20 protein-coding genes and 1 pseudogene are annotated in these 25,295 nt (G+C 36.3%); 9 read left to right on the forward strand and 12 right to left on the reverse strand.

The genetic code is table 11. The features are described from left to right. Nucleotides 1-29: 29 nt before the first annotated feature. The 4 genes from H7K77_RS12890 to H7K77_RS12905 all read right to left on the reverse strand — a co-directional run bounded on the left by H7K77_RS12890 (nt 30) and on the right by H7K77_RS12905 (nt 7,284). Nucleotides 30-1,127: a GerAB/ArcD/ProY family transporter gene (locus tag H7K77_RS12890; RefSeq protein ID WP_186578250.1), complete on the reverse strand. Its 1,098-nt coding sequence runs from the start codon at nt 1,125-1,127 to the stop codon at nt 30-32. Beyond that, nucleotides 1,124-2,344: a Ger(x)C family spore germination protein gene (locus H7K77_RS12895; protein ID WP_235988929.1), complete on the reverse strand. Its 1,221-nt coding sequence runs from the start codon at nt 2,342-2,344 to the stop codon at nt 1,124-1,126. Before H7K77_RS12895 ends, H7K77_RS12890 begins: the two co-directional genes overlap by 4 nt. Before the next feature lie 25 nt (nt 2,345-2,369). After that, nucleotides 2,370-4,070 (reverse strand): spore germination protein, encoded by a 1,701-nt coding sequence (locus H7K77_RS12900; RefSeq protein ID WP_235988930.1) that lies wholly within the window; start codon nt 4,068-4,070, stop codon nt 2,370-2,372. A gap of 427 nt (nt 4,071-4,497) precedes the next feature. Continuing rightward, nucleotides 4,498-7,284: a glycoside hydrolase family 3 C-terminal domain-containing protein gene (locus tag H7K77_RS12905; protein WP_186578251.1), complete on the reverse strand. Its 2,787-nt coding sequence runs from the start codon at nt 7,282-7,284 to the stop codon at nt 4,498-4,500. Nucleotides 7,285-8,050: 766 nt separating this feature from the next. On the opposite strand from H7K77_RS12905, the gene H7K77_RS12910 reads away from it, so the two are divergent. Both H7K77_RS12910 and nspC read left to right on the forward strand, forming a co-directional pair. Beyond that, nucleotides 8,051-9,289 carry a saccharopine dehydrogenase family protein gene (locus H7K77_RS12910; protein WP_186578252.1) on the forward strand — a complete coding sequence of 413 codons (1,239 nt, stop codon included), beginning with the start codon at nt 8,051-8,053 and terminating at the stop codon, nt 9,287-9,289. Nucleotide 9,290: 1 nt separating this feature from the next. Beyond that, nucleotides 9,291-10,418, forward strand: a complete 1,128-nt coding sequence (nspC, locus tag H7K77_RS12915) for a carboxynorspermidine decarboxylase (RefSeq protein WP_186578253.1) — start codon at nt 9,291-9,293, stop codon at nt 10,416-10,418. Between the two features lie 275 nt (nt 10,419-10,693). Here nspC and H7K77_RS12920 read toward each other — a convergent pair whose 3' ends face one another. After that, on the reverse strand, nt 10,694-11,065 hold the full coding sequence (locus H7K77_RS12920; protein WP_186578254.1) for a hypothetical protein: 372 nt from the start codon (nt 11,063-11,065) through the stop codon (nt 10,694-10,696). 283 nt (nt 11,066-11,348) lie between these two features. Between H7K77_RS12920 and H7K77_RS12925 the strand changes: the two genes are divergently transcribed. The 3 genes from H7K77_RS12925 (at nt 11,349) to H7K77_RS12935 (ending at nt 14,110) form a co-directional block, all read left to right on the forward strand. Continuing rightward, the gene (locus H7K77_RS12925) at nt 11,349-12,422 is read left to right on the forward strand and encodes an SDR family oxidoreductase (RefSeq protein ID WP_186578277.1); all 1,074 of its coding nucleotides are present in this window, start codon (nt 11,349-11,351) and stop codon (nt 12,420-12,422) included. A gap of 55 nt (nt 12,423-12,477) precedes the next feature. After that, the gene (locus tag H7K77_RS12930; protein ID WP_186578255.1) at nt 12,478-13,734 is read left to right on the forward strand and encodes a cytochrome P450; all 1,257 of its coding nucleotides are present in this window, start codon (nt 12,478-12,480) and stop codon (nt 13,732-13,734) included. Nucleotides 13,735-13,837: 103 nt separating this feature from the next. Beyond that, the gene (locus H7K77_RS12935) at nt 13,838-14,110 is read left to right on the forward strand and encodes a YqhV family protein (RefSeq protein WP_186578256.1); all 273 of its coding nucleotides are present in this window, start codon (nt 13,838-13,840) and stop codon (nt 14,108-14,110) included. A 150-nt stretch (nt 14,111-14,260) separates the two neighbouring features. Here H7K77_RS12935 and H7K77_RS12940 read toward each other — a convergent pair whose 3' ends face one another. The 4 genes from H7K77_RS12940 to H7K77_RS12955 all read right to left on the reverse strand — a co-directional run bounded on the left by H7K77_RS12940 (nt 14,261) and on the right by H7K77_RS12955 (nt 17,421). Further along, a complete protein-coding gene (locus tag H7K77_RS12940) occupies nt 14,261-14,824 on the reverse strand; it encodes a cupin domain-containing protein (RefSeq protein ID WP_186578257.1) in 564 nt (187 codons plus the stop codon). Nucleotides 14,825-15,162: 338 nt separating this feature from the next. Beyond that, a complete protein-coding gene (locus H7K77_RS12945) occupies nt 15,163-15,507 on the reverse strand; it encodes a hypothetical protein (protein ID WP_186578258.1) in 345 nt (114 codons plus the stop codon). Nucleotides 15,508-15,718: 211 nt separating this feature from the next. After that, nucleotides 15,719-17,152: a sodium/pantothenate symporter gene (gene panF, locus H7K77_RS12950; RefSeq protein ID WP_186578259.1), complete on the reverse strand. Its 1,434-nt coding sequence runs from the start codon at nt 17,150-17,152 to the stop codon at nt 15,719-15,721. Continuing rightward, a complete protein-coding gene (locus H7K77_RS12955; protein WP_186578278.1) occupies nt 17,149-17,421 on the reverse strand; it encodes a YhdT family protein in 273 nt (90 codons plus the stop codon). The genes panF and H7K77_RS12955 overlap by 4 nt, the downstream gene beginning before the upstream one ends. Before the next feature lie 266 nt (nt 17,422-17,687). Between H7K77_RS12955 and H7K77_RS12960 the strand changes: the two genes are divergently transcribed. Next, on the forward strand, nt 17,688-19,049 hold the full coding sequence (locus H7K77_RS12960; protein ID WP_235988931.1) for a PepSY-associated TM helix domain-containing protein: 1,362 nt from the start codon (nt 17,688-17,690) through the stop codon (nt 19,047-19,049). Between the two features lie 26 nt (nt 19,050-19,075). Continuing rightward, nucleotides 19,076-19,546, forward strand: coding sequence for a FixH family protein (locus H7K77_RS12965; RefSeq protein WP_186578260.1), 471 nt, complete (start codon nt 19,076-19,078; stop codon nt 19,544-19,546). A 585-nt stretch (nt 19,547-20,131) separates the two neighbouring features. Here H7K77_RS12965 and H7K77_RS12970 read toward each other — a convergent pair. Continuing rightward, on the reverse strand, nt 20,132-20,575 hold the full coding sequence (locus tag H7K77_RS12970; protein WP_186578261.1) for a YrvL family regulatory protein: 444 nt from the start codon (nt 20,573-20,575) through the stop codon (nt 20,132-20,134). A 215-nt stretch (nt 20,576-20,790) separates the two neighbouring features. On the opposite strand from H7K77_RS12970, the gene H7K77_RS12975 reads away from it, so the two are divergent. Then, a complete protein-coding gene (locus H7K77_RS12975; RefSeq protein WP_186578262.1) occupies nt 20,791-22,539 on the forward strand; it encodes a methyl-accepting chemotaxis protein in 1,749 nt (582 codons plus the stop codon). Nucleotides 22,540-22,674: 135 nt separating this feature from the next. On the opposite strand, the gene H7K77_RS12980 is transcribed toward H7K77_RS12975, so the two are convergent. Together H7K77_RS12980 and H7K77_RS12985 are read right to left on the reverse strand one after the other, a co-directional pair. Beyond that, nucleotides 22,675-23,178, reverse strand: coding sequence for a GNAT family N-acetyltransferase (locus H7K77_RS12980; protein ID WP_186578263.1), 504 nt, complete (start codon nt 23,176-23,178; stop codon nt 22,675-22,677). A gap of 399 nt (nt 23,179-23,577) precedes the next feature. Then, nucleotides 23,578-23,949, reverse strand: coding sequence for a hypothetical protein (locus H7K77_RS12985; protein WP_235988932.1), 372 nt, complete (start codon nt 23,947-23,949; stop codon nt 23,578-23,580). A 909-nt stretch (nt 23,950-24,858) separates the two neighbouring features. On the opposite strand from H7K77_RS12985, the pseudogene H7K77_RS12990 reads away from it, so the two are divergent. Continuing rightward, nucleotides 24,859-25,295: pseudogene (locus H7K77_RS12990) on the forward strand (hypothetical protein); the annotation flags it as partial.

A 25,295-nucleotide genomic window follows, 5' to 3' on the forward strand; every position in this document is an offset into this window, starting at 1 on the left:
TCTTATGACAAAGGGCATTAATGACATTGTCACTTTGCATTTTTTATCTTCTTTTTCATAAAAAAACCAATGATCCACATAAACCCTATTATTCCGAGAGTGATGGATAATGAATAAGTTACCCATGAATTTTCCAGAATCCCCATAGCACGGTTATGATTCAAAACTACCCAATAACCGTATGCTCCCATGATGATGGCACTTGGTAGGATTGCAGGATGATATTTTTTAGAACCAAATAACTTAGAAAAACATACAGAGGCACATAATAGTGCTATTGTAATTTGGGTTAAAACCGAAATACCAAAAAAAGCAATCATCACCATTTCATATCTATGCAGAAAAAAACCAATGTGGGCGCTTCGAGCCATTTGCATACAGGCAACCAAATATTGTGAAGTAACTTGAGAGGTTAACACACCTGTTTCTAAAATTGGCCACATCACCACAAATATGAGAGAGAAGATTACACCAAACATACTAGATCTCCTCCACCCCTCATCATTGTTTACTGTTGGTAAAATAACCAGGCACATCATCATCACGATAGACCAATCAGCTAGGTGATGTCTACTAGCAAGAATAGGACTAGTTATACCAAATTCAAAGACAGGAAGTAATTCACGGATATCAAAGTCCTCAAGTGAACCTATAATGAGAAGAGTATTTAATAAAATAATGCAAAAAAGACCTATTAGCGAAATTCGAGCAATTACTTCTATTCCAAAGTAAACTGCATAGGAGCCAACAATTACTGCTACTACAATAAAAAGGATGACAGGTGCGTCGGGTAAGAAAAAATCTTTCAAATGATAGACAAAGGTAACCATAATTGGACCAAAAGAAAGCACAAAATATATAAACATAATTAGAGAGACAAGTTTGGAGAACAACGGGCCAAATAAAACTTTACTATGATCAATAATATCTAATTCCGGAATACGCTGAATCACAACTACCAGTAACCAAAATATAAGGAGAGCGAGCAAAGTAGCGACTAGTGTTGATATCCACATATCGCTCCCTACTTCTCTAGCAATACTTCCTTGTGTAATCCCTATTGCCTTTGGATAAAGCATATTAATTATTAAGGCCATATACATGCCATTTGTTATTTTATATTTCATTGATCAACCTTCTTACCCGAAGTAGTTGGTTTAAATAAAAGCGCACCACTTTTAAGTTTCACATCCATATTTAGATGAATAGCAGCTTTTTCAAAATGTGAATTCCAATTATTTCGAAGTTCCTTCCATTCACTTGGATGCTCGTTATTAAAAACATTACCAGCCTCCAAAATATCCACACCAAATTCATTCTGAACTTTATCTAACATGTTCGTTACATCACTTTTTAATTCATTTTCTATATCTGTCTCCAACTCAGCAATTTTATCATCATCATCAAATCCAATAGTACAATCCGTTTCGACTAATTTGGCAGTTGTTCTCACTGTTAAAGTAAATTCTGGCTTTCCATTCTTATAATCTGGCGTAACTTTCAATGTTTCGTGGACCAATTCAAATGTAGAGAATTTGCTCTCATCGTCTTGACACTTTACAATTCCAACACCTGATTTAACATCTTCTACAAATAATAGGAGTGAACGTGTTTCCTTCGCAGACAATGTCCCAATCAATTTATCTCCCTTAAACACACCTGTTCCAGCAAGTGTTATATTTTTCTGCTTTTCACCTTGTTCTGGTTGTTTGTTCGATATTTCATTACTTTCTAACTTTAATCGGGCCAAGTAAAGCTCTGTACTATCACTTAAGTAGGCTGCATGCAGGTCTATCATCTGCGTTCTCGGTGCGGAACGAGTGATTTTACTATATCGAAATAAACCATCAATAGATTGTCCTGGTATAACTTCAAGTCCTGTCAATGATGATACTAATTCACTGGCATTATCAGGAGTGACAGCAACCCACGTACGCATCCGTAATTCCGGGTTTCGTATAAAAAAGTCTATTATGTCCTTAATCCCATTCTTAGCAAGATCCTCATTGATTACAATCACATAAGAGTGAGCCCAGAAAATTCGTCTGGAAGAAGCGCTACCTAATTTTCTAATCGCACCAAAAATAGATTTATCAGTAGCTGATATAGTCCATATTGGTTCACCTGTTTGACCTGAGGGAGCACCTGTTTGACCTCTTGCATCTGCTGGTCTAGCAATTTGGGCGGTGACTTTCACATGCTGTTCACCATTTTCAGCCTCTACTAGATCTAATCCAACCCCCATTACCATCGCAAGGTCATCTATTTCCCTTTTACCTACACAACTAGTCAAGATAAGTAAACAGGCTAACATAAATCCCGTTCTCCAAAAGTACCTTGCCATAGAACACAATCTCCTTACAGCCTAATCATTTTCTATTATCTTGATCATTCTTATTTTTACTTGCTACTAAATCAGCTAGTTTTATTGTTTTTCTTTGCTTGCGACCTCTTTTACTATTATCATCTGCTTTTTCATGACTAATGTACTTACCAGCCTCTATCACACTACTACTTCCTTTATTACTATTCTCTTCCTCCTGAGGTGGTGTTGGTTTTTTTGTAGCCTGACGCACCCCTTTTCCTGAGGCAAGCTGCGGTCTTCTGTTCATTCCCCACCAAGGAAAACGTACGACGAAATCTTTTTGGTCCGAAGGCTTAAATGGAGTAGCAGGTGCTAAATACGATTCACCAAATGATCTAATTGACACAGCGTGAATTGCTAGAATAAAAAACATTCCAATAAAGCCTAGTAAGCCCAACGTACCGGATGCAATCAGTAAAGGAAAACGAGTTAATCGAATAGAATAGGCCGCTGAAAAATTTGGGATAGCAAAGGAGCTAATTCCTGTAAGTGCCACAATAATTACCATAAACGGAGATACGACCCCAGCTTGAACTGCCGCTTGCCCTATAATAAGAGAACCTACAATACTAACTGCTTGACCAATCGGCTTTGGCATTCGTAAACCAGCTTCCCTCATAAGTTCAAAAATAATTTCCATTACAATTGCTTCAAATAAGACTGGAAATGGGATTACCTCACGTCCAGATGCAATAGTTAGTGCAAGTGCTGTTGGTATCATTTCTTGGTGAAAACTAGTTAATAAAACATAGATAGAAGGTAGTGTTAGACTAATAATAAAAGCAACATAACGTACCCACCTAATAAATGTTCCAGTCAAGTAATGTAAATAGTAATCGTCACTCGCTTGTAAAAAGTCCCAGAAGTTCACAGGAACAACAAGCACAAATGGAGTGTTGTCTACGAATATAGCTACTCGTCCCTCTAACAGCGCTGCGGCCACTTTATCTGGACGCTCTGTATTCATTACGGTTGAAAAAGGGGAATAAGGGGCATCTCTTATTAATTCCTCAATATAATTACTTTCTAATATTCCATCAATATTGATTTTGTTAAGCCTCTGTTTAACCTCTTCCACTAACCCTTTCTTTACGACACCACTAATGTAGGAAATATTAATCGTAGTTTGTGTTGATGTTCCGACCTTAAGTCCTTCCATCTTAAGTCTCACATCTTTAATTCTACGTCTAACAAGTGCTGTATTAGTCCGGATATCCTCCGTAAAGCCATCTCGTGGACCACGTACGACTTGCTCTGACATTGGCTCTTCTACAGCCCGTTTATCTCCACCCTTAGACGAGACACAAAGTCCTTGATCTGATTGATCTATGATACATAGGCAATCACCATTTAATATTGCAGTAATCCCATCCCTAATATTGCTACAAACCATAACCGAGGAATTATGTGATAGATGTTTTTGGATAGATTCAGCCAACTCTTTGTTGCTACTTTCTTGATTCTCGGTTGCTTTATTAGCTGACCGATAGCTCATTAAGTCATGTAGTGTTGAATCTATCTTATTTGCATTAACTATTCCTTCTAAATAAAACATTATGCACTTAATCTCTTGTTGGAATTGTAAGTAAAAAGTACGTATCACTAAGTCATCATTATCTTCTAATAGACTATTAATTGTATTTATATTGGCATCTATATTTTCAGAAAGTTGTTGTTTCATTTTTAATTCAAGGTTCGTTGGCATTCGCTTTCTCCTTTATAAAGATACCTTCTTTATTGAATATTGCCCAAATCGTATCAATATATAACCATATTGAATAAAGCTTAATATTATTGGTCAGTATTGTGATAGTTCATTTAAACGGAGAAGGGGTGAAAAGAAGTGAACTTTTATCATTTTTGGGCTTATGAGAAGATACTAAATACCGAATGGTTCATCTGGACAATTGTGTTGTTAGTTTTCTTTTTAAATTTTGTCTCTGGAATCTTAATATGGTTCACTATGAGTGGGAAATCTCTAAAACTAGATTTCAAAAAAAGAAAAGAAGAAGATTCAAATAAATAGGCAAAACTTATTAGTTGTCTCGTAATTTTTCAAAAAAACAAGGCACTATCTATTGATAGCACCTCGCTCAGCATTCTATTCACTTATAAATTTCCCGATAAGTTCCTTATACTTTTTTAAATTCAACCCATTCCACTTGCATACCTGGTTTAACAAAGTCTAGTTTCAACTCATATAGACCTTCTTCTAACTCAATCTTTACAAGCTTCTGCTTAATCCATCTACCATCTGTCCCATTGGTTTGTATCGTTGTCACTAATTGATCGTTTAAAGTTAGATTACAAGCTGTTTGGGCTAGATTAGTGTCTGGTGACATAATCTTCACAATAATTCTATATTCACCTGCATGATCTACTTTTATATAAGTAGGTTTAGTTGAAGTGGTACTCACTTGTTCATTTCCTGACAAACTTTGTACATCTGTTTGTTCGAGAGTTGGATTTGCCTGGAACTTCTTAACCGTTTCATTTAATTCTTGTTTTCTAGAAAACACTGGTGCTTGCATTAAAAAGTTACAAATATTTATAGCGGATCGCTGCAACTCTCCACGAGTTAAGCTGCCATCTTCTAAAGATTTAAGTGTATTGTCTTCAGAAGAGTTAATTTCTGCTCCATAATTGTTAACCACCATATATAAATCATTTTGAGCACGAACCATGAAGTTTGTGTTTTTCGTATCAGATGGTCCACCTTTTATCGTATCATTCATTTTTGCCCACCAGTCTGTCATTACAATTCCTTGATAACCCCATTCCTGACGAAGAACAGTTGTATTCAAATCATAGTTAGAGGCAGACCAATGACCATTGATCGGGTTATAAGATGTCATAATCCCTTTCGCTCCACCATGTTTTACTGCCATTTCAAATCCTTTCAAATAGATTTCTCGTAGGGCACGTTCTGAAACGACAGCATCTACCGTATGACGCTCATGCTCTTGACTATTACATGCAAAATGTTTAAGTGTAGCGTTTGATCCTCCTTTTACAATACCGCGAGCGTTGACTGTTGCGAATGCACCTGTTATAAGTGGGTCTTCTGAGAAATATTCAAAATTACGGCCATTTAACGGGCTTCTTCTAATATTCAAACCAGGTCCTAATAACATATCAATGTTGTTACTAACAAGTTCTTTCCCTTCCAAACAATAAAGTTCTTCTACCAAGTCGACATCCCATGTGGCAGCTAGTAAAGTTCCAATTGGTACTTGTGTTGCTTTATGACCACTATCCATTCTAATACCTGAAGGACCATCCGCTGTACACCCGATCGGAATACCGTAATTAAACAGACTATCACTGACTCCACCAAATGCCGATGCTGTTCCTGGTGTAACCAAAGGACTACTCATTCCTTCTCCTCGAACAATAGTAGCAAGCTCTTCATCACTTAACTGGGCAATAAATGTTTCCATACTGACCTTCTTATCATAGACATCTTTTAGCGTGTAACCCTGGTTACCTGTTTGTTCCAATGTTTGAGGAAGGTTCTTATTAATTCGCTCTGCTAAAGAAATCGTTTGTTTCGGCACCTCAACATATGTTAAATCATACGTTCCATCATCCTTCTGATTCCCTGGTTTCATTCTTGTAAAACTTTCAGTCGGGGCTAATGCTTCTTGTAATTGTTCAACCACACGAATATTTTCTAGTTCATAACCACTTTTCCCTTCAACAGCTACCTGATCTACTAGTTTCACACTCGTTCCAACAAAAATATTATAAAACCCACTTTCTAACACATAGGCTGATCGATAACCAGTCACCCCACTATCATCATAGGAAGCCATACTGTTAACAGGAAAACGAAGCATTAGTGTTTCACTTTCCCCAGGATCTAACAAATTCGTTTTCGCAAATGCTGCTAATACTTTTCGTGGCTGCCCTAGTTGACCTTGTGGTGCCTCATAATAGACCTGAACAACTTCTTTCCCTGGATAAATATCCCCTTTGTTTTTAACGAAAACTTCTAGCTCTATATACTGCTCTTCACCTTTTGTAACAATCGTTGCTTCTCCCGATTCAATTGCAAAATCTGTATAAGATAAACCGTAACCAAATTCAAATTGAACCTTTTCCGGACAAAATGTCTCAAAATATCGGTAGCCTACATAGATATCTTCCTTGTAATAGTTAGCACTCTTATTTCCATGATTACTTGTAGAAGGATAATCTTGAATCGAATAAGCGATTGTATCGGTTAACTTCCCACTAGGAGTTACATCCCCTACTAATACATCCGCAGCAGCATTTCCTCCTTCCATCCCTCCATGCCAAACATAGATGACACTTTGTATTGGATTCTCTATCTCTTCATCATTTAACCAATCCATATCGATAATATTCGATACATTTAAGACTACAGCGACTTGTGTAAAGTGCCTACTAACGATTTTAATCATATTTTTCTCTTCAGAAGTTAACTGATAACTGCCTTCTTCGTCTGCGTTGTCTTGGTCCTCTCCGGCAGTCCGGCCTATTACAATAATCGCCTTATCTGATTTACCCCTCGCATTTAAAACGCTTTCATTTGTTAGCGGCATTTCCTTCTGATGCCATGGCTCTGCGGCCCATCCGCCACCACCATCATCAAACGGATTTTCTTCAATCCATTGTTCATACATGACCGCAAGCTCTTCATTCACTATAATTTTATTTTTACTTCTGAGGCCTTCTATTAGATTAGTCGTATATTCTACATTTACACTTCCACCTGACCCCGTACCACTTCGGTAATAATTAATTTGTGTTCTTCCAAAGACAGAAACACTCTCCCCTTCTTTAATAGGGAGCACCTTGCCTTCGTTTTTTAATAACACGGCGCCTTCTGCTGCTACCTTTCTACTAAATTCTGCGAATCCCTTTAATGGGATTCCAATTTTATCGTTGCTCATTTGTCCATCTCCTCTATTAGTATGTATATATTTCCATTTTAACAGAAAGCGGTTTCTTTAAACACACAAAAATAAAGATTAAAAATCATATATAAACTAGATATATACCTTTCTTATAGAAAAGTTTTTTCATGATGAATAGTTTAGATAGTTTATTAGATTTTATTAATTATAAATAAATCTATTTTTTCTGTTGCTATTTTTAATATAAGCTGATACTATGAAAAAGAATTAATTGGAAAGCTAATATTTATAACAATTTAGGATCTTTCCAGCAGATAATTTTGACCACTTCTATCACGGAGTTAAGGCAACGGTTCGCCGGGTCAAATGCCGATTGGCAACTAAAGTTGCCTTATTGATTGAGTTAAAAGCTCAAATTTTATAAGTTGGTTACTTTACAACCAGTGCTTTACGCACAAAACTTGTGAAACGATCAATAAGAGTGATAAAAGTAATTATTTGCTATATAAACTCTGATCCTAAAATGATATATATTGATATTAAAGAGCTTTCTATAATATTGTCCTAGGACTTTTCTGGTAAAAGTAAATTTGACTTTTATCTTAAATATATTTATGCTTTTTTATATTAATGATTATATCTAACAAGTGTAGTGCGCAGTAGGCGTTTTTCACTTGTTTTTTTGTTGTTATTTTTTTCAATTGTGTATAACAATAGTAATCCAGGTAGACAATTTAAACTAATTGAAACGACAAATGGATGTACGGAACAGTATAAGTCAATTTAGATAGGAGACATGAAGATGGGAAAAGCACTTGTTATAGGTTGTGGTGGAGTAGCATCAGTAGCTATCCACAAATGTGTTCAAAATAGTGAGGTATTTGAGGAAATTTGTATCGCTAGTCGTACAAAATCTAAATGTGACGATTTAAAAGCAAAATTAGATGGTGGTAAAACTAAAATTACAACTGCACAAGTTGATGCAAATAATGTGGACGAGCTTATTGCATTAATCGAAGAAGTTAAACCAGATATCGTAATGAACTTGGCATTACCATACCAAGATTTAACAATCATGGATGCTTGCCTTGCAACTAAAACTAACTACTTAGACACTGCAAACTATGAGCCCGAAGACACAGCAAAATTCGAATATAAATGGCAATGGGAATACCGCGAACGTTTTGAAAAAGCAGGAATTACTGCCCTTCTCGGTAGTGGATTCGATCCCGGTGTAACTGGCGTATTCTCTGCACATGCACTAAAGCATCACTTTGATGAAATTGAGTACATTGATATTTTAGACTGTAATGCTGGTGACCATGGTTATCCATTTGCAACTAATTTCAACCCTGAAATTAACATCCGTGAAGTTTCAGCTAACGGAAGATACTGGGAAAATGGTGAATGGGTAGAGACAGAACCAATGGAAATTAAACGTGTATATGATTTCCCTGAAATTGGTGAAAAGGACATGTACTTGCTTTACCATGAAGAACTAGAATCACTAGCTGTAAATATTCCTGGCCTTAAGCGTATCCGTTTCTTCATGACATTTGGTGAAAGTTACCTAACACACCTAAAATGTTTGGAAAACGTTGGGATGACTTCCATTGAACCAATTGAATTTGAAGGAAAAGAAATCATTCCACTTCAATTCTTGAAAGCAGTATTACCAGACCCAGCATCTCTTGGACCACGTACAAAAGGGAAAACAAACATTGGTTGTATCTTCACTGGTAAAAAAGACGGTAAAGAGAAAACCTATTATGTCTACAATGTATGTGACCACGAAGCGTGCTATAGAGAAGTTGGTTCCCAAGCAGTTTCTTATACAACTGGAGTACCTGCCATGATTGGCGCAATGTTAATGATGAATGGAACATGGAACAAGCCTGGCGTGTACAACATTGAGGAATTTGATCCAGATCCATTCATGGAAGCACTAAATAAATGGGGATTACCTTGGCAAGAAAGCTTCGATCCTAAGCTTGTAGATGCTGAGCCTATCAAAAAAGAAGATCCGGAGTACGTTCGTTAAGATGCGTTTCGACGAATTACCAACTCCAAGTTATGTAGTTGATGAAGGTCTTCTTGTAAAGAATTTAAAAATCCTTCACGGTGTTATGGAACGAACAGGATCTAAAATTGTTCTAGCACAAAAAGCATTTTCCATGTACGCTATGTATCCCCTAATCGGAGAATACTTAAGTGGGACTACAGCTAGCGGTCTTTACGAAGCACGGTTAGGTCACGAGGAAATGGGAAAAGAAAATCACATCTTTTCCCCTGCCTATCGTGATGATGAAATTGATGAAATTATTTCTATATGTGACCATATTATTTTTAACTCCTTCTCACAGTTAGAAAAGTTTAAAGATAAAGTTCTGCAGGCAGGGAAAAAAGTTGGCTTACGTATTAATCCTGAATGCTCCACACAAGAAGGACATGAAATCTATGATCCGTGTTCACCAGGATCTCGGTTCGGTGTAACATTAGAAAATTTCCGTCCTGAACTACTTGAAGGTGTGTCAGGTTTACATTTCCATACACTATGTCAGCAAAACTCTGATGACTTAGATAAAACGCTCAAGGCTGTGGAAGATAATTTTGGGACATGGTTACCACAGATGGAATGGATTAATTTTGGTGGTGGTCATCATATTACTAGAGATGACTATGATATTCCTCTTCTAGAAGCTTGTATTAAGAGAATGCAGGATAACTATGGTTTAGAAGTGTACCTTGAACCAGGTGAAGCTGTTGCACTTAATGCTGGTTATCTTGTTACGACTGTGCTTGACACACTGCAAAACAAAATGGATATTGCCATATTAGATACTTCGGCATCTTGTCATATGCCTGATGTATTAGAAATGCCTTATCGTCCTCCACTATTTGGATCAGGTGAAGTTGGGGAAAAGGCCTTTACGTACCGACTCGGTGGACAAACATGCTTGGCAGGAGATACGATCGGAGATTATTCTTTTGATCAACCATTAAAAAGTGGCGACAGATTAGTGTTTGGTGACATGGCAATTTATTCTATGGTAAAAAATACAACGTTTAATGGCATGGCATTACCTGCTATTGCTATCCAAGATAAAGATGGCGATTGTCGTATTGTTAAAGAATTCGGTTATCAAGACTTTAAAATGAGATTGTCATAATAAGTTTATAATTTATATACGTTATCTAAAAGAACCCGACTTGTGAGTCTGGTTCTTTTTTTATATTTCTTCTTTATAGTCTTCGCTTCTCGTGCATATACTTCATCCACTTTGCTAATTTATATTGACAAAGACAATATCCAATAGACAATCTTTTTATAATTATTCTTTTCACATAATTTATTTATTTTAGAAACCTCTTTTTTTAAATACCTAACTTTATTCCTGTAATTCCTTTTTAAGATATCCTGAAAATCTATACTTCGGCTTAGACACTATAAAAAATATTGATTAAGGCATCTAATTTTTTCCATTTGAAAATCGTAACGAATCAACTCCATTAGTGCAGGTATTTCCTTCCCATCCCTAATACCGCAACGAATCAACTCCATTAGTGCAGGTATTTCCTTCCCATCCCTAATACCGCAACGAATCAACTCCATTAGTGCAGGTATTTCCTTCCTATCCCAAATACCGCAACGTAGCAGCTCCATTAGGACAGCTATTTCCTTCCCACCCCTAATACCGCAACGAATCAACTCCATTAGTGCAGGTATTTCCTTCCTATCCCAAATACCGCAACGTATCAGCTCCATTCGTGCAGGTATTTCCTTCCCACCACAAATACCGCAACGTATCAGCTCCATTCGTGCACTTATTTCCTTCCCACCACAAATACCGCAACGGGTCAGCTCGATTCGTGCACTTATTTCCTTCCCATCACAAATACCGCAACGTATCAGCTAAAATTATGCAAATTTCTTCCTTTCCTTCTAAATTATCAAAGTTTTTTTAAAACTAATAAATACTATTCGTACATTAAAGCAATCCTATCTATATAAAGTATATTTTTGCTGTATACCAAGTTAAGGAGGGCACACATTGGAAGATTTAACGATTAATAAAAGCACTGACTATTACGATAAAGTTATCGCTTTAAATGGGAGGTTTAACGTAAAGCTAAGCAACAAGGATCCCTTAGAGTCTAAGAAGTTAACATTAAAGCCCTTAAAAGACCAAGTAATCGTCATTACTGGAGCAACAAGTGGAATTGGTCTAGTAACCGCAAGGATGGCAGTTTCAAAAGGAGCGAAGGTTGTTTTAGCAGCACGTAATGAAGAGGCATTAAATCAATTAGTTAAGGAATTTTCAAATAAAGGTTATCAAGCTACCTATGTAAAAGCTGATGTCGGGAAGGAAGAAGATGTAAACCTTGTTGCCGAAACTGCGATTAAAGAATTTGGAACATTTGACACTTGGGTCAATAATGCAGGGGTTGCGATTTTCGGTTACGCCATGGATGTACATATTGATGACATGAAACGGATGCACGACACAAATTATTGGGGTGTCGTATACGGGAGTAGAGTTGCAGTTAAGCACTTTAGAGAAAGAGGAATTCCCGGTGCCCTTATTAATGTTGGGAGCTTGTTTGGAGACAGGGGAACACTTATTCAATCAACCTACGCTCCTTCTAAATTTGCTGTACATGGATGGACGGAAAGCTTAAGAATGGAATTAGAAAAAGAAAAAGAACCTGTTTCCGTCACGCTCATTCATCCTGGCAGAATTGATACGCCATATAATGAGCACGCGACAAATTACTTGGACAAACATCCCGTTCATAAAGGTATGATTTATCCACCACAAGCTGTTGCTGAAGCAATTCTTTACGCAGCTGAGCATCCGAAAAGGGATATGTTTGTTGGCTCGCAGGCAAAAATTGTTGAACTGCTCGGAACACTTCTACCTAGATTTACAGATAGATTAATGGAACTTTTAATTCCTCCGACCCAATATGCTAATAGACCTTCTACTCCAAATAAAGATAATGGTTTATATCATCCTGGGTATGGATTGCACGAAAGAGGTACCAATGAAGGGTGGATCCGATCCAGAAGTTTGTATGTAAAAGCCAGTAAGCATCCGCTTCTATCCTTCACACTAGTTGGATTAGGGGTCTTAGCCTTAACTAATTCGAAACGGAAAAAGAAAACAACCTAGCTCAACTATTACTTGTGCCACTATCATCAATAAATGAAATAAAGGAGAATTAAACATGTCAACCAATCAACAGATTCCACATGATAAAAGTTTGGATAATACTCCAGCTCTATTGCAGGAAGGCTACTTATTTATAGATAACAGAGTTGATAGATATAAATCAGATATCTTTATAGCACGTATCCTCGGACAACAAGCCATTTGCATGAGAGGAAAAGAAGCTGCAGAGATATTTTATGATACAGACAAGTTTCAACGAAAAAAAGCTGCGCCAAAAAGATTACAACAAACACTGTTTGGTAAGAATGCCATTCAAACGATGGATAATGATGCCCACTTTCATCGAAAACTTCTTTTTATGTCACTATTAACTCCTGATCATCAACAGAAGCTTGCGAATCTTACGGACAAATATCTTCATATTGCTCTAGAAAAATGGGAATTAGATTACGAAATAAATCTATTTAATGAAGTAAAAAAGGTACTATGCACTGCTGCCTGTGAATGGGCAGGTGTCCCGTTACCTACAACAGAGGTGGAGGAACGAGCTGAAGATTTCATTTCCATGATTTACTCCTTTGGCACAATTGGACCAGAGCACTGGGAAGGTCGACGAGCCCGTAACCGAGTCGAAAATTGGATTAGAGGAATTATTTCAGAGGTACGCTCTGGAAAAACAGAAGCCACCAAAGGGACTGCGCTATATGAAATGGCCTTTTATAAACAGCAAGATGAAACACACTTAGATGATCAGATGGCAGCAGTAGAACTTATTAACGTATTAAGACCAATTGTGGCTAACGCAACCTTTATTACCTTTTCCGCTTTAGCACTACATGAATATACAGAAGAAAAGGAAAAGATTAAAGCCGAAGGAAAAGATTATTTGGAAATGTTTATTCATGAAGTTCGTCGTTTCTATCCATTTGGTCCATTTGTAGGTGCTAAAGTAAAACATGATTTCACATGGAAAAACTGCCAATTTAATAAAGGGACACTTGTTATGCTCGATTTATATGGTACGAATCATGATCCTCGTTTATGGGATAGTCCAAATACTTTTAACCCTCGTAGATTTGCAAAGTGGCAAGGTGGGCTATTTGATTTTATACCACAGGGTGGCGGTGATCCATCAAAAGGACACCGTTGCCCTGGAGAAGGCGTAACGGTTGAAGTGATGAAGGTTGCTATTAAATTTCTAGTAAACAAAATTTATTTTGAAGTTCCCAATCAGGATTTTAGTTTCAGTTTAGATCAAATGCCAACTCTACCTAAAAGTGGCTTCGTAATGCGTAATGTTAGAAAAAAATAATAAATTGTAATACTTCCCCTCCATTTTCTGATTTGTAAAATACTGTACTGATATAAAAAATATGGTCATATAAATGGGACATGTACTTTACAGGAGGGGAATCATGTCTTCACTATTAGAAAAAACAGTTCTCATTATCGCATCATTTAGAATATTATCAGGATGTATAGAAATCCTAGCCGCATTTTTAATCTTAAAATACAATGAAATTGAAAAAGCACTAATTATTAATAGTTCTCTTGCTATAGTTGGTCCCATAATCCTCATTCTAACAACAACGATTGGGCTGATTGGACTTACTGACAAGATGTCCCTTAGTAAGTTTTTATGGATTGCACTAGGAATCACCATACTTATTTATGGTGTCAAAAAATAGGGCAGCTAATTAAAGCACCGCTTGCTGTCATTTGTCTTGTTATGAGACATCCATCCACTTGAAAAAAGTAAAGTGTGTTGACATAAATTCTTTATCTATCATCAAAAAAATCTATGTCACACATTCCTCTAAACTGGATACAGGTAAGCTTTACTCCGCTTCCACTGCATCAGCTTTGGTTGGATGAACAGTACCAAATGGGTGGTTAGGCGGTGCATAGATAGAATAAAGTTTTAGTGGCGCATTCCCTGTATTAATCAAGTTATGCCAAGTACCAGCAGGAATGATAATAGCTGAATCATCATAAACCCTTTTCTCAAAGGTAAGTCCATCTCTCCTTTTCCCCATTTTTACAATCCCTTGCCCTTGTTCAATACGAAGAAACTGATCCACATTAGGATGCATCTCCAAACCAATATCTTCTCCAATACCAATACTCATTAAAGTAACTTGAAAGTGACTTCCTGTCCACAAAGCCGTTCTATACGTACTGTTTTGTTTTGTTGCTTTATTAATATTGATGACAAAAGGATTTGGACCATAGTCTGTTAACAGATTACTGCCACCAAGATTCGTATAGCTAGGATACCCAAATCTGTTTGCGTAATCTATCTCATGGTCATCGGTGCGATATAAAGCATAATTTCCATGATAGTGATTTGGAAAATTACCACAGTAAGGATATTGATAATAATACGTATAAGGATAATTCATTTCCCTCAACCTCTCCATCGTTTATAAAATATCGTATGCACCTGTTAAGGAAACGTACTTAGTTTCAGGTTGTTTATTCCATGAATTATTTATAGTCCGTACATTGCTTCTATTACTTGGCACAAAAAAGTGTACCTCTATTATAAGAAGTACACTTTTACCGAGATTCGATCTGCATGGTTGATATTAATATCCTTGTATTACAAACTATACTAGGACACTACATTGAATGTGTGCATTACTTATTTAAACACTAACTCGTCATGAAAGAACGCTAATCCTTTTGGTTAGCGCCTTGTTTAGGAACGAACGTTATTTCGTATAATACTCTCGGATAATTAGAAATCTAAACCAACATACATTCTCGCTGACAAAGAAGGTGCAAATGCGACCTTATACTTAGCACCTAGTTCTTGCTTTAACTTCTCCGTAAGTTGTTGACCAAGTTTATTATGCTTTTCCTCCAATTCAATACCGTTAGGACGTAACCTGTCTTTACTCCAGTCGATCCATTCATCGTAGATCATTACCCATTCCACTAGTTCTGCTTTTAATTCCCTTGATATAGGCAGTTCTTGTAAAGTGATATTAACTCCACATTCCCCACACCAAATCGGGTCTGTATCCACATCACCTTCAAGCTTCAACTGAAATGTTTCTTTATTATCACAATTACACCGCAACACAAAACACTCCTATTTATCTTCTATAACTTTCATTTTCACTTTAATTTTGTGAATAGCATAGGTTAATTATTTTTGAACATATAGATTTTAACACATTTGTTTTTTGTCAGAAGAGAATTTACATCAGGATCATGTCATTCAAAAGTGACTTGTCTAAAACATACTCTTCATTATACTCATACCTAAATTAAACACTATTTTTAAGGCATTAGTTCCCTAAATATTTATAATTTGTACTTAAGCTAACCCCTACATAAGCAATCAATGATAGAATAATAGAGGTCACAACTGAATGCATTCCTAATGGTTGTGGGTAGAATGATTGGAATACGATATAGGAAGCAATTCCAGCTATCATGGACGCTATTGCTCCATACTTGTTTCCTTTTCTCCAATAAATCCCCATAATGATTGGCCAAATAAAGGTTGCCTCTAATCCCCCAATAGCAAAAAGGTTGAGCCAGATAATCAAATCAGGTGGGTTTACTGCCATCAGAAAAACAATGATACCTAAAACGGCAGTTACTCCCATACTTATTCGTTGTACTTTTTTTCGGGATGGATTGGGATTCACGTAATTAATATAAATATCTTTTACAATAGTAGAACTTACTAATAACAATAAGGAATCGACCGTAGACATAATGGCTGCTAATGGGGCCGCTAATACAAAGCCTGCCAACCATGGAGGCAAGACTTCTAGTGCGATTAACGGCATCACTCTGTCTCCAACTTCAATTCCTGGCAAAATAGCTCTAGCAAAAACACCAATTAGATGCATGTTTAACATAATCACAGCGACTACGATCGTTCCAATAATAATTGCCCTGTGCAAAGCTGCTGCACTTTTATACGACATCGCTCGAACGGCAATCTGCGGTAAGGCAACTACACCGACTCCAACTAATACCCAGTATGATGATACATAGGCTGGCGTTAATGACCCATCTGCACCATAAGGAGTGATTAGGTTTGGATTGACTTGTTGTAAATCAGAAATAATAGAAGGTATCCCACCTCCTGCTATTATAACTGCAACTAGTAGAATGATGGTCCCTATTAACATGATACTACCTTGAATAGCATCGGTAATTGTAACCGCACGAAAACCACCTAAAGTAACATAAATCAATACAGTTATGACAAAAATAAATAAAGCTGAATGATAGGATAATCCAGTTAGCGATTCTATCAACCTACCTCCACCAATCCACTGGGCAGCCATCGTAGAAAATAAAAACACGATAATACTAAAGGAAGATAATAAAACAACCCATTTTGACTGATAACGTTCTTTCAAAAAGTCTACCAACGTAATGGCGCTATATTGACGCGTCACAATCGCGAACTTTTTCCCTAAAATCATTAAAGTAAAATACCCAGTCGCAACTTGTATCAGAGACAGCAATACCCAACCTAATCCTTCGTTATAGGCAACTCCTGGACCACCAATAAAACTACTTGCACTTCCATATGTAGCTGTCATCGTCATAGCTAACACGAAACCACCCAGGCTACGGCCACCTAAAAAGTAATCCTGTACAAATGATTCGCTTGCCTTTTCTCTCCGACTTATCGTTAATCCTATTAAAAATATAAGTGCGATCGTACCAAATAATGTAACTGATGCTTCCCAATTCATTTCTTTTCAAGCTCCTCTAGATCCAATGATACCTCTTCGAAAAAGAATTTGACCACTATGTAGACTAATACAGAAATGACGATTACACCTACAATACAACTATAGAAAAACCATGCTGGCAAACCGAAAATATACTTGTAGTCAGAAACGTCACGGCTTCCAAATCCATAAGCAAATGTAAACCACCATATAAAATGAAAAATGACTAGACCAATCCCAATAAGCGCTTCCCTATTTGCAGTTTTCATCGTATATTTTTTATCATTCATATCGATTTTGTTCAAGGTATACACCTCACTTTTAAATAATTTTAACCTAATAGAAGGATTATAACTTTTTTCACTGTGTTTGTCAGAAAGACTGCAAGAAAAATCTTACTAATTGTACGAATTTAGTTATAGCATTGTTTAGATAAAATATTTCTACTTATAAGTTGATAAAGTTTTAAATATATCCATAGTTTTTTAGGATTTATATTGCTAGAATAAAGTGATTTTAATAAATTTGAAAAACTATCAAGAGGAGAAACTAACTATTGAACAAACACAATAAGGAAGTCGAAAAGAGACCTAGACGTTCTATTTCTCAAATCATTTGGCGTTGGCATATGTATGGTGGAATTGTCATAGCGCCGTTTTTGATCATGCTTGCCATTACAGGATCAATCTATTTATTTAAGCCACAGATTGAACAATTTCTATACGACGACTATCTTAATGTCGTTGAACAAGAGGAAAAGCTCCCTCCTTCCACTCATATCGCAGCAGTACAGAAAGAATACCCTGAGGCAGAAATTACACGGTATAGACCTGGTGAAGGAACTACACGTTCTGCTGAAGTAAAGGTTAATAATAATGGGAATTATTTAACAATCTTTGTAAATCCCTATACTGCCGAAATTGTTGGGGAACTAAACGATCAACATCGAATTATTGACCGAATCGAAGAATTCCATGGTGAGTTAATGCTAGGTACATTCGGGGATCGAATCGTAGAATTAGTCGCCTGTTGGACACTAATATTGATTTTAACAGGAATGTATATATGGATGCCAAAAACTAAATTCAAGATTTTCGGCACTATTCTTCCCCGGTTCAAATCCGGCAAGCGCATTCTAATAAGAGATCTTCATGCAATACCAGGATTTTGGTTGTCTGTAGCGATTACTTTTCTTGTTATAACTGGACTGCTGTGGTCGGGATTCTGGGGTACAAAGGTACAAACATTAATGACGAATAATGGACTAGGATATCCACCTTCTATTTGGGTAGGAAGTGCGCCTTCTTCTAGCATTCAAACGAAGGAAATTGCTGATGTTCCATGGGCAGCACAAAACCTAGAAGTACCTTCATCTGATCAACAAAGCTATCTTCCCTTAAGTATAGACGACGTTATTACAATTACGGACAAGGAAAATATTTATCCTACGTATGAGGTTATTTACCCACGAACTCCAGAGGGTGTCTATTCCATATCAGTCTTTCCCCCAAAAGCGAAAGACGAAGCAACACTCCATATCGATCAGTACACAGGTGCAATATTAGCTGACTATCGCTATAACGATTATCAACCGATTGGAAAAGCAATGGCATGGGGGATCACAGTTCATAAGGGGTTAGAATACGGATTACCCAATCAAATTATTGGGCTAGTTGTCTGTGTGGGCATTGTTGTTTTAGTAATCAGCGGTATCGTGCTTTGGTGGAAGCGCAAGCCAGATGGCCATTTTGGCGCACCGAAATCTACTAGTGTATTAAAAATCAAAAAACTATTCATTATCCTTGTTATATTTGGAATACTCTTCCCGTTATTCGGGCTTTCCGTTCTTATGCTATGGATAATCGATTGGCTTATCATACAGCGAATACCACGACTTAAGCATTTATTCCAAGCATAGTCTTAAAAAGGGGAAAAACTTATTAAATGAGATACTTTCGTATTGGATCTATCATACTGCTATCTATACTATTATTTGGGTGTTCAACAAAAGTCGTCCAAGAAGATGCAGAAGACCATTATTCCAAAGAAACACCACTTGAAATAGACATTCTTGTTCCGGAATCAATTGAACCTAACCAAAATACTAGACTTGAGATATCTCTAACCTGTAATGGACAGGCAGTCGATAGTCTTGAAACTGTTATGTTTACTATTTGGAATAAAGATGAGCAAGATGTTATCACAGAACTAAGCGCTGAAAACTGGGGAAATGGGAGATATGGGGTAGAAACTACCTTTGATCGAAACGGTCTCTATCTCCTTAAGGTTTCAGCAAGCTTTAATAATTCCTCTGTTATGCCAACTAAACAATTTACTGTCGGAGACTTTGTACCAAAATTGAACGATGAGGTAGAACTTGATAATACTTCTAATAGTCACCATAAGCACCACTAGGCAATCAACTTTAGGGGCTAGGAATGGATATTCTTAGCTCCTTCCTTAAAAACAAGCTTTACATTTTTACTTAGTTCCTCAAAAAAGTTTACCTAATCTGAGGACACTTTATCTACACGACTTATAAAACATGGGCCACAATGGTCATCATAAAAGTCCAGTTTTGCTACCAATCCATCACATAGATACCACCATAATATATATGTGAACCACGATACGGCAATTCTTCTTTCCTTAAACAATCAACTAAATATGCTTGGATTGAACGTATTCTTTCGCCTCATCCTTATCAGCATGATTTATAGCTCCCCAACTACAGCTGTCACAAAAAATGTTCTAAATAAATTTTCCTTTTTTCTTCCACTATTAAGTGATTTGCGAAACTTTTTTCACAAGCTTTTCGTTAGTAACTTCCCAATTCCGAAATAGGTAGCACCTTTAATTCTGTTCTAAAATACATATCTAGTTTCTCCTCCACCCATATTTATGTAAGCTAGAATTATAAACAAGACAGCTATGTTTATCTATTTTACAAAGATTTTTAAGAACTTACTCTAATATACGAAGAACATCAAAACACGTAAGTTATTCCTTAGTATCGTCTATAGCAATTTCCACTAGAGCAATCAACAATGCAATTATAATCTCTATTCTCAAAGATAGTATGATACTGCTCATAAATTCATCCACCATAAAAAGTACTAGCCAGTTCGATGCACTTTCAAAGCTGATACGAATGAAAAACAACGTTGCTATACCGTTTATGTTTCGGGTAGAGAGCTCATAGAACACTTTGGTAAATAATTCAACAAAGATCCCGAGTATAAAAAAACTGAATACAAAAATAAATAATGACCAGATAGACTTATACTGAACACCGAGCAATTCGAAAACTCCTACTATTCCAAAAAAATAAAGTCCCAATACAAAACATATTACCAATAGTATAAAGAAAGTTATTCCAAAAATAGTTGCCATTTTTCCATCTCGATTTCTACCGTGAAAGGAATCTTTATTAGGTTCTGGCATAGTCACTTTCTCCTTTGAATATAGAATTTCATGTGTTTTTTAGCAATAAGTTGACACTTTTACTTTATCATAATTATCCAATTTTTTATGAACAAATTATCTTAATATGAAAAAGGTAATTTATCAGATAAATTATTGCACAGATAATATTCAATCATGTAGAATTTTGTCGATATAATGACTATAGACTATAACGTGAATTTGGGGGGAAGCAAATGAAAAAGGGGAAGTTTCAATTAGCGAGTATCTCTAGTAAATTAATGCTTTTAATTACAATGCTCATTATTGCAACAGGTGGGATTATTGGTTCAACAAGTTATTTTGTTGCGAAAAATCAGCTCCTAAATGCAGGAGAACGTGATCTACAAAGTATTGTGAAAGGTGCGTACACTACACTAGAACTGATAAATGAACAGGTTGAACGTGGTGAACTAACACTAGAAGAAGGAAAAGAGAAAGCTAGGCTTATTCTCAACGGGCCAGCAGATGCAAATGGTGAATACGATTATCAAAAGTCGAATTTCACCTATAAAGACAATGGCTATATTTTAGCCTATGATGCGGATTTAGTATTACAGATTCACCCATCAAAAATAGGTGGAGCTCCAGCAGATGAACAAAACAGAAGTAATCGTGAGCGTATTGTGGAAGGAAGTAAAGCCAGTAATGAAGCAAATCATTATGTAGTTTATTCTGATCAACAAGCCGATGGGTCATTTAAAGATAAAACAGCCTATACAGAATATTTTGAGCCTTGGGGTTGGACAATTGGTATAGCAGTTTTCCAAGAAGAACTTTTTGAGGAATTAAACATTTTAAAATATATTGTTTTTTCAGCAACTGCAGCAATCATCATCATTAGTTCACTTGTATTTTACTTAGCTATTCGTAAAAAAGTAAAACTGTTAAAAGAGGTTGCAGAAGCATCAACACAAATCTCTGAAGGACATGTTCAAGTAACTAATTTGCCTGAATCAAGTGATGAAATTGGCCAATTAGCAGGTGCATTTAATAAAATGTCACGACAATTAAGAACTTTAATCGAAAATGTTAAGAATACTAGTAACCATTTACTAGATTCAGCGAATAATTTATCTGCAATATCAGAAGAGACATCCGCTAGTAGCGAAGAGGTTGGTGTAGCCATATCTGAAATTGCGACAGGTACACAGGAACAAGCAAATGATTTGGAAGAAATAAACCAAAGAGTTGAATTGTTAACTAATTCTATAGAAAACCTGGAAAAGCAAAGTAAAACCATGCAAGACATTACGAAGCAGACTGAGGTAGTTTCACTAGAAGGAATCGAAATTGTTCAGCAATTGCAGCAATCAAATGCTAATTCATTAGCAGCTTCGCAAGAAATTAGTGATGAAATCAAAAACTTAAATAACAAAACAAAACAAATTACACAAGTGATGGAAACTATTGAAACCATTGCCGAAGAGACAAACTTATTAGCTCTAAATGCAAGTATTGAAGCAGCAAGAGCAGGTGAATACGGTAAAGGTTTCTCCGTAGTTGCTGATGAGATAAGGAAGTTAGCAGAACAATCGAAAGAAGCAACGCATCAAGTACAAGGGGTAGTTTCTGCAATAGTGACAGAAACCACTAAAACAGTTGAAACGGTAGAAGGCACGATGAAGACAGCTGAAGGATTAAATGATGATGTACGCAAAACAGAAAATAAATTTACGGAAATGTCTGCTTCCGTTAAGCAAATTGCCGAAGCATTACAAACTGTTAATAAGGAAATGGGAATTATAACCTCTTATAATAGACAGATGAGCGAAGGAATCGAAAGTGCGTCTAGTGTGTCAGAACAGACAGCCGCATCTGTACAAGAGATCACTTCTTCCATCGATGAGCAAATTAGCGCGATCGCTAACGTAGCTACATCTGCCGAACAATTAACAGAATTGAACCAGGAATTAAGTAATTTATTAAGAAGATATACGTTGTAGGAATCTTAGTAGCGTACAAACAACTCCTTGATCTGGCTTAATTGCAGATCAAGGAATTTTTATTAGTCCTCCAAATATATTAAAGGTGACAGTGTTGTTTCTTCCCACTCTGTACTCTTGTAAAAATGTTAACTTCTACTTAACACCGACTTTGTTACTCCTTCTCTCTAACAAGATAGTGTCACGCCATTTACCATCCATTTTCCCTATCCTTTCCCTTCTCCCAACTTCTCTAAAACCACACTTTTTATGTAATTGGAGACTTCCCTTATTTTCTGGGAAGACCCCTGACTGTAATGTCCAGAAATCATTTTGCTCACTAATTTTAATTAATGAATTTAATAGTAGACTACCTATCCCTTTTCCACTTCTCCATTGGCTAACATACACACTAACTTCACCAACACCTGAGTAGACACACCGACTTGAAACAGGACTTAAAGCAGCCCATCCAACAACTTGCCCTGCTATCCGTGCAACTAAACGACACTCTGGTACATGAGCGTTATCCCATTGTTCCCAAGTTGGCGCTTCTTTTTGAAATGTAGCATTTCCCGTAGCTATTCCATCAAGATAGATGCCACGAACTTCATCCCAGTCTTCTGTATACATTTTATCTATAACTATCTTGAATCCCATATTGTTCCCCCACTTATTTACATAAAAAATATCTAATTATATTATAAAGCTTATTATGTTTTCTTACATTTTTAATGTCACTAATAAACAAGTCTAAGAGATTTCGGTATGCTTGTTTGAATAGTAAAGCAAATATATTTTTATATCTAAAGGGGTGGAATCCATTAAAATCAAGACATGAAGTTATATTAGAGGATGAGTAGAAAACAAGACATGGAATATTCCAAAATCAACTTGCACAGGCTAACTTTTAGCCAAAATTATGTATAGTAGATATAAGGACATTACCAAAATCACGAAAAAGTGATGTCCTTATAACAAATTAAAGTTTGTCTCTAATTGTTCCTAGTTTTCACATCAATCCTTTGATCTACGCGGAGTTATTTTTAATTTTTCATCTTAGTCTTGCTTTATTCTAGTATTTTTAATTCTCTCAACTAAGTATTGTACACCATAAAGGATAAAAGCTTTATGGAATAAATAAAAGAAAAATTGAATTCGACTTAAGCTATCCAAATTTGCTATTTTTATTTTCTTTAATAATTGAACACCTGGAAATGCAAAAAGACTATCTGCAATTATGTTTAATACTAAAAATTTTTTAACATTCCCAAAAGATAACTTGAGTAACCACATAGATATTGGCATATACGGGCCTATAGCAAACGGAAGTACATCCCTAACAAATGATTTTGGCTTATCATAAAACACCCACCAATTACGCTTTTGCCCAATTACCTGATAGAATAACTCTAAAATGGCAATAAACATCCCTGCTAATGAAAATCGTTTGAAATTATATTTCTTTAAAAAAAAGACAGTGGTCCAGGGTAAAAAAATAAGTACGAAATTAAAGACTAAGTGCCTTTTGGAAATCATAAGTTATAAGGTCATCCTTTACATTATTCTTGTTATGATAGCATTTCCTATTTAATAAAAAATACTCAATACATTTATCTTCAAGGTCAGGATGAACCTCCTCTAATAACACTTTGATAAATACCCTGATACAACAGCAATTAACTCTTGGCATTTCCCATTCGATGTAAGAAAAAAGACGATTAGTTTGGGTTAACCACCTATTGTGATTGTGTATTCCTACATTGTGGTATTATTTCCACTTGATTAACCAATTTCCCCAATTGCCAGAATTCAACTAATGGAATAAAGTAACATAAATAGCAAAAGGCTTATCTTTTTCTTTTTATATTTTTAATATAAAGGATACAGTCATACAACATATGTAAACTGGCAAAAGTCTATAAGTGGATTTTATGGGATCAGTCCCTCTCTCTTATCAACCATAACAGCAAGGGGCAACTTCCTCTTAGGCGTAGGTGTGGTGGCTATCCTTCGTATACGCTCGCATGGGGAATGACCTCCTTTATAACCAAAGCATACCTAAGAGCTCAATCCAATAATTTTGTTACATTCGTTCATATTTTTATTCATTCAAATTAAAAAGTCCCTAATAAAAGACTTTTTAATTATAGATATTGGAATTCTTTTTCGCCTGGTTAATCCCTTTCCAATGACAATACGTGAAATGGGCAATTTTCACATTACTAAAAAGGCTGCCCTTTTTTCCAAAATAAGTACTTTTATAATAAATTCCCCCACTCTCATTTATAGCATATCTCATAGAATATAAGAGTAATTACAATGAAAGGGGTTGATAATTTGCGTAGAAAAAAGAGCCAATCAAAAGGACAATATGAAGACTATAAAAAATTTCGAGAATGTAGAAGTAAAGATTGTAAATATAGAAACAAAAAGTGTCGGAAATGTGGACATAAGGATTGTAAAAGCAACAGCAAAAAACACCGAGAATATGCGCATAAAAATTGCAGATGCAATGTAAAGCAAAAAGATAATAAAATAAATGTATGTACAAGGCCTGTCGAAATGACAGGTGCAATGGGACCTACTGGGCCTACCGGACCTGCTGGACCTACTGGCGGTACCGGACCTGCTGGACCTACTGGCGGTACCGGACCTGCTGGGCCTACCGGGCCTACTGGGCCTACTGGGGATACTGGACCTATCGGACCTACCGGACCCACTGGGGATACTGGACCTATCGGACCTACCGGACCTACTGGGGATACTGGACCTAT

Source organism: Aquibacillus kalidii (assembly GCF_014280935.1).
GTDB lineage: Bacteria > Bacillota > Bacilli > Bacillales > Amphibacillaceae > Aquibacillus_D > Aquibacillus_D kalidii.

Coding starts and splice junctions, on each gene's coding strand:
- H7K77_RS12890 (WP_186578250.1), bottom strand. CDS start 1,127: ATGAAATATAAAATAACAAATGGCATGTATATGGCCTTAATAATTAAT.
- H7K77_RS12895 (WP_235988929.1), bottom strand. CDS start 2,344: ATGGCAAGGTACTTTTGGAGAACGGGATTTATGTTAGCCTGTTTACTT.
- H7K77_RS12900 (WP_235988930.1), bottom strand. CDS start 4,070: ATGCCAACGAACCTTGAATTAAAAATGAAACAACAACTTTCTGAAAAT.
- H7K77_RS12905 (WP_186578251.1), bottom strand. CDS start 7,284: ATGAGCAACGATAAAATTGGAATCCCATTAAAGGGATTCGCAGAATTT.
- H7K77_RS12910 (WP_186578252.1), top strand. CDS start 8,051: ATGGGAAAAGCACTTGTTATAGGTTGTGGTGGAGTAGCATCAGTAGCT.
- nspC (WP_186578253.1), top strand. CDS start 9,291: ATGCGTTTCGACGAATTACCAACTCCAAGTTATGTAGTTGATGAAGGT.
- H7K77_RS12920 (WP_186578254.1), bottom strand. CDS start 11,065: ATGGAGCTGATACGTTGCGGTATTTGTGGTGGGAAGGAAATACCTGCA.
- H7K77_RS12930 (WP_186578255.1), top strand. CDS start 12,478: ATGTCAACCAATCAACAGATTCCACATGATAAAAGTTTGGATAATACT.
- H7K77_RS12935 (WP_186578256.1), top strand. CDS start 13,838: ATGTCTTCACTATTAGAAAAAACAGTTCTCATTATCGCATCATTTAGA.
- H7K77_RS12940 (WP_186578257.1), bottom strand. CDS start 14,824: ATGAATTATCCTTATACGTATTATTATCAATATCCTTACTGTGGTAAT.
- panF (WP_186578259.1), bottom strand. CDS start 17,152: ATGAATTGGGAAGCATCAGTTACATTATTTGGTACGATCGCACTTATA.
- H7K77_RS12955 (WP_186578278.1), bottom strand. CDS start 17,421: ATGAATGATAAAAAATATACGATGAAAACTGCAAATAGGGAAGCGCTT.
- H7K77_RS12965 (WP_186578260.1), top strand. CDS start 19,076: ATGAGATACTTTCGTATTGGATCTATCATACTGCTATCTATACTATTA.
- H7K77_RS12970 (WP_186578261.1), bottom strand. CDS start 20,575: ATGCCAGAACCTAATAAAGATTCCTTTCACGGTAGAAATCGAGATGGA.
- H7K77_RS12975 (WP_186578262.1), top strand. CDS start 20,791: ATGAAAAAGGGGAAGTTTCAATTAGCGAGTATCTCTAGTAAATTAATG.
- H7K77_RS12980 (WP_186578263.1), bottom strand. CDS start 23,178: ATGGGATTCAAGATAGTTATAGATAAAATGTATACAGAAGACTGGGAT.
- H7K77_RS12985 (WP_235988932.1), bottom strand. CDS start 23,949: ATGTTTATTGCCATTTTAGAGTTATTCTATCAGGTAATTGGGCAAAAG.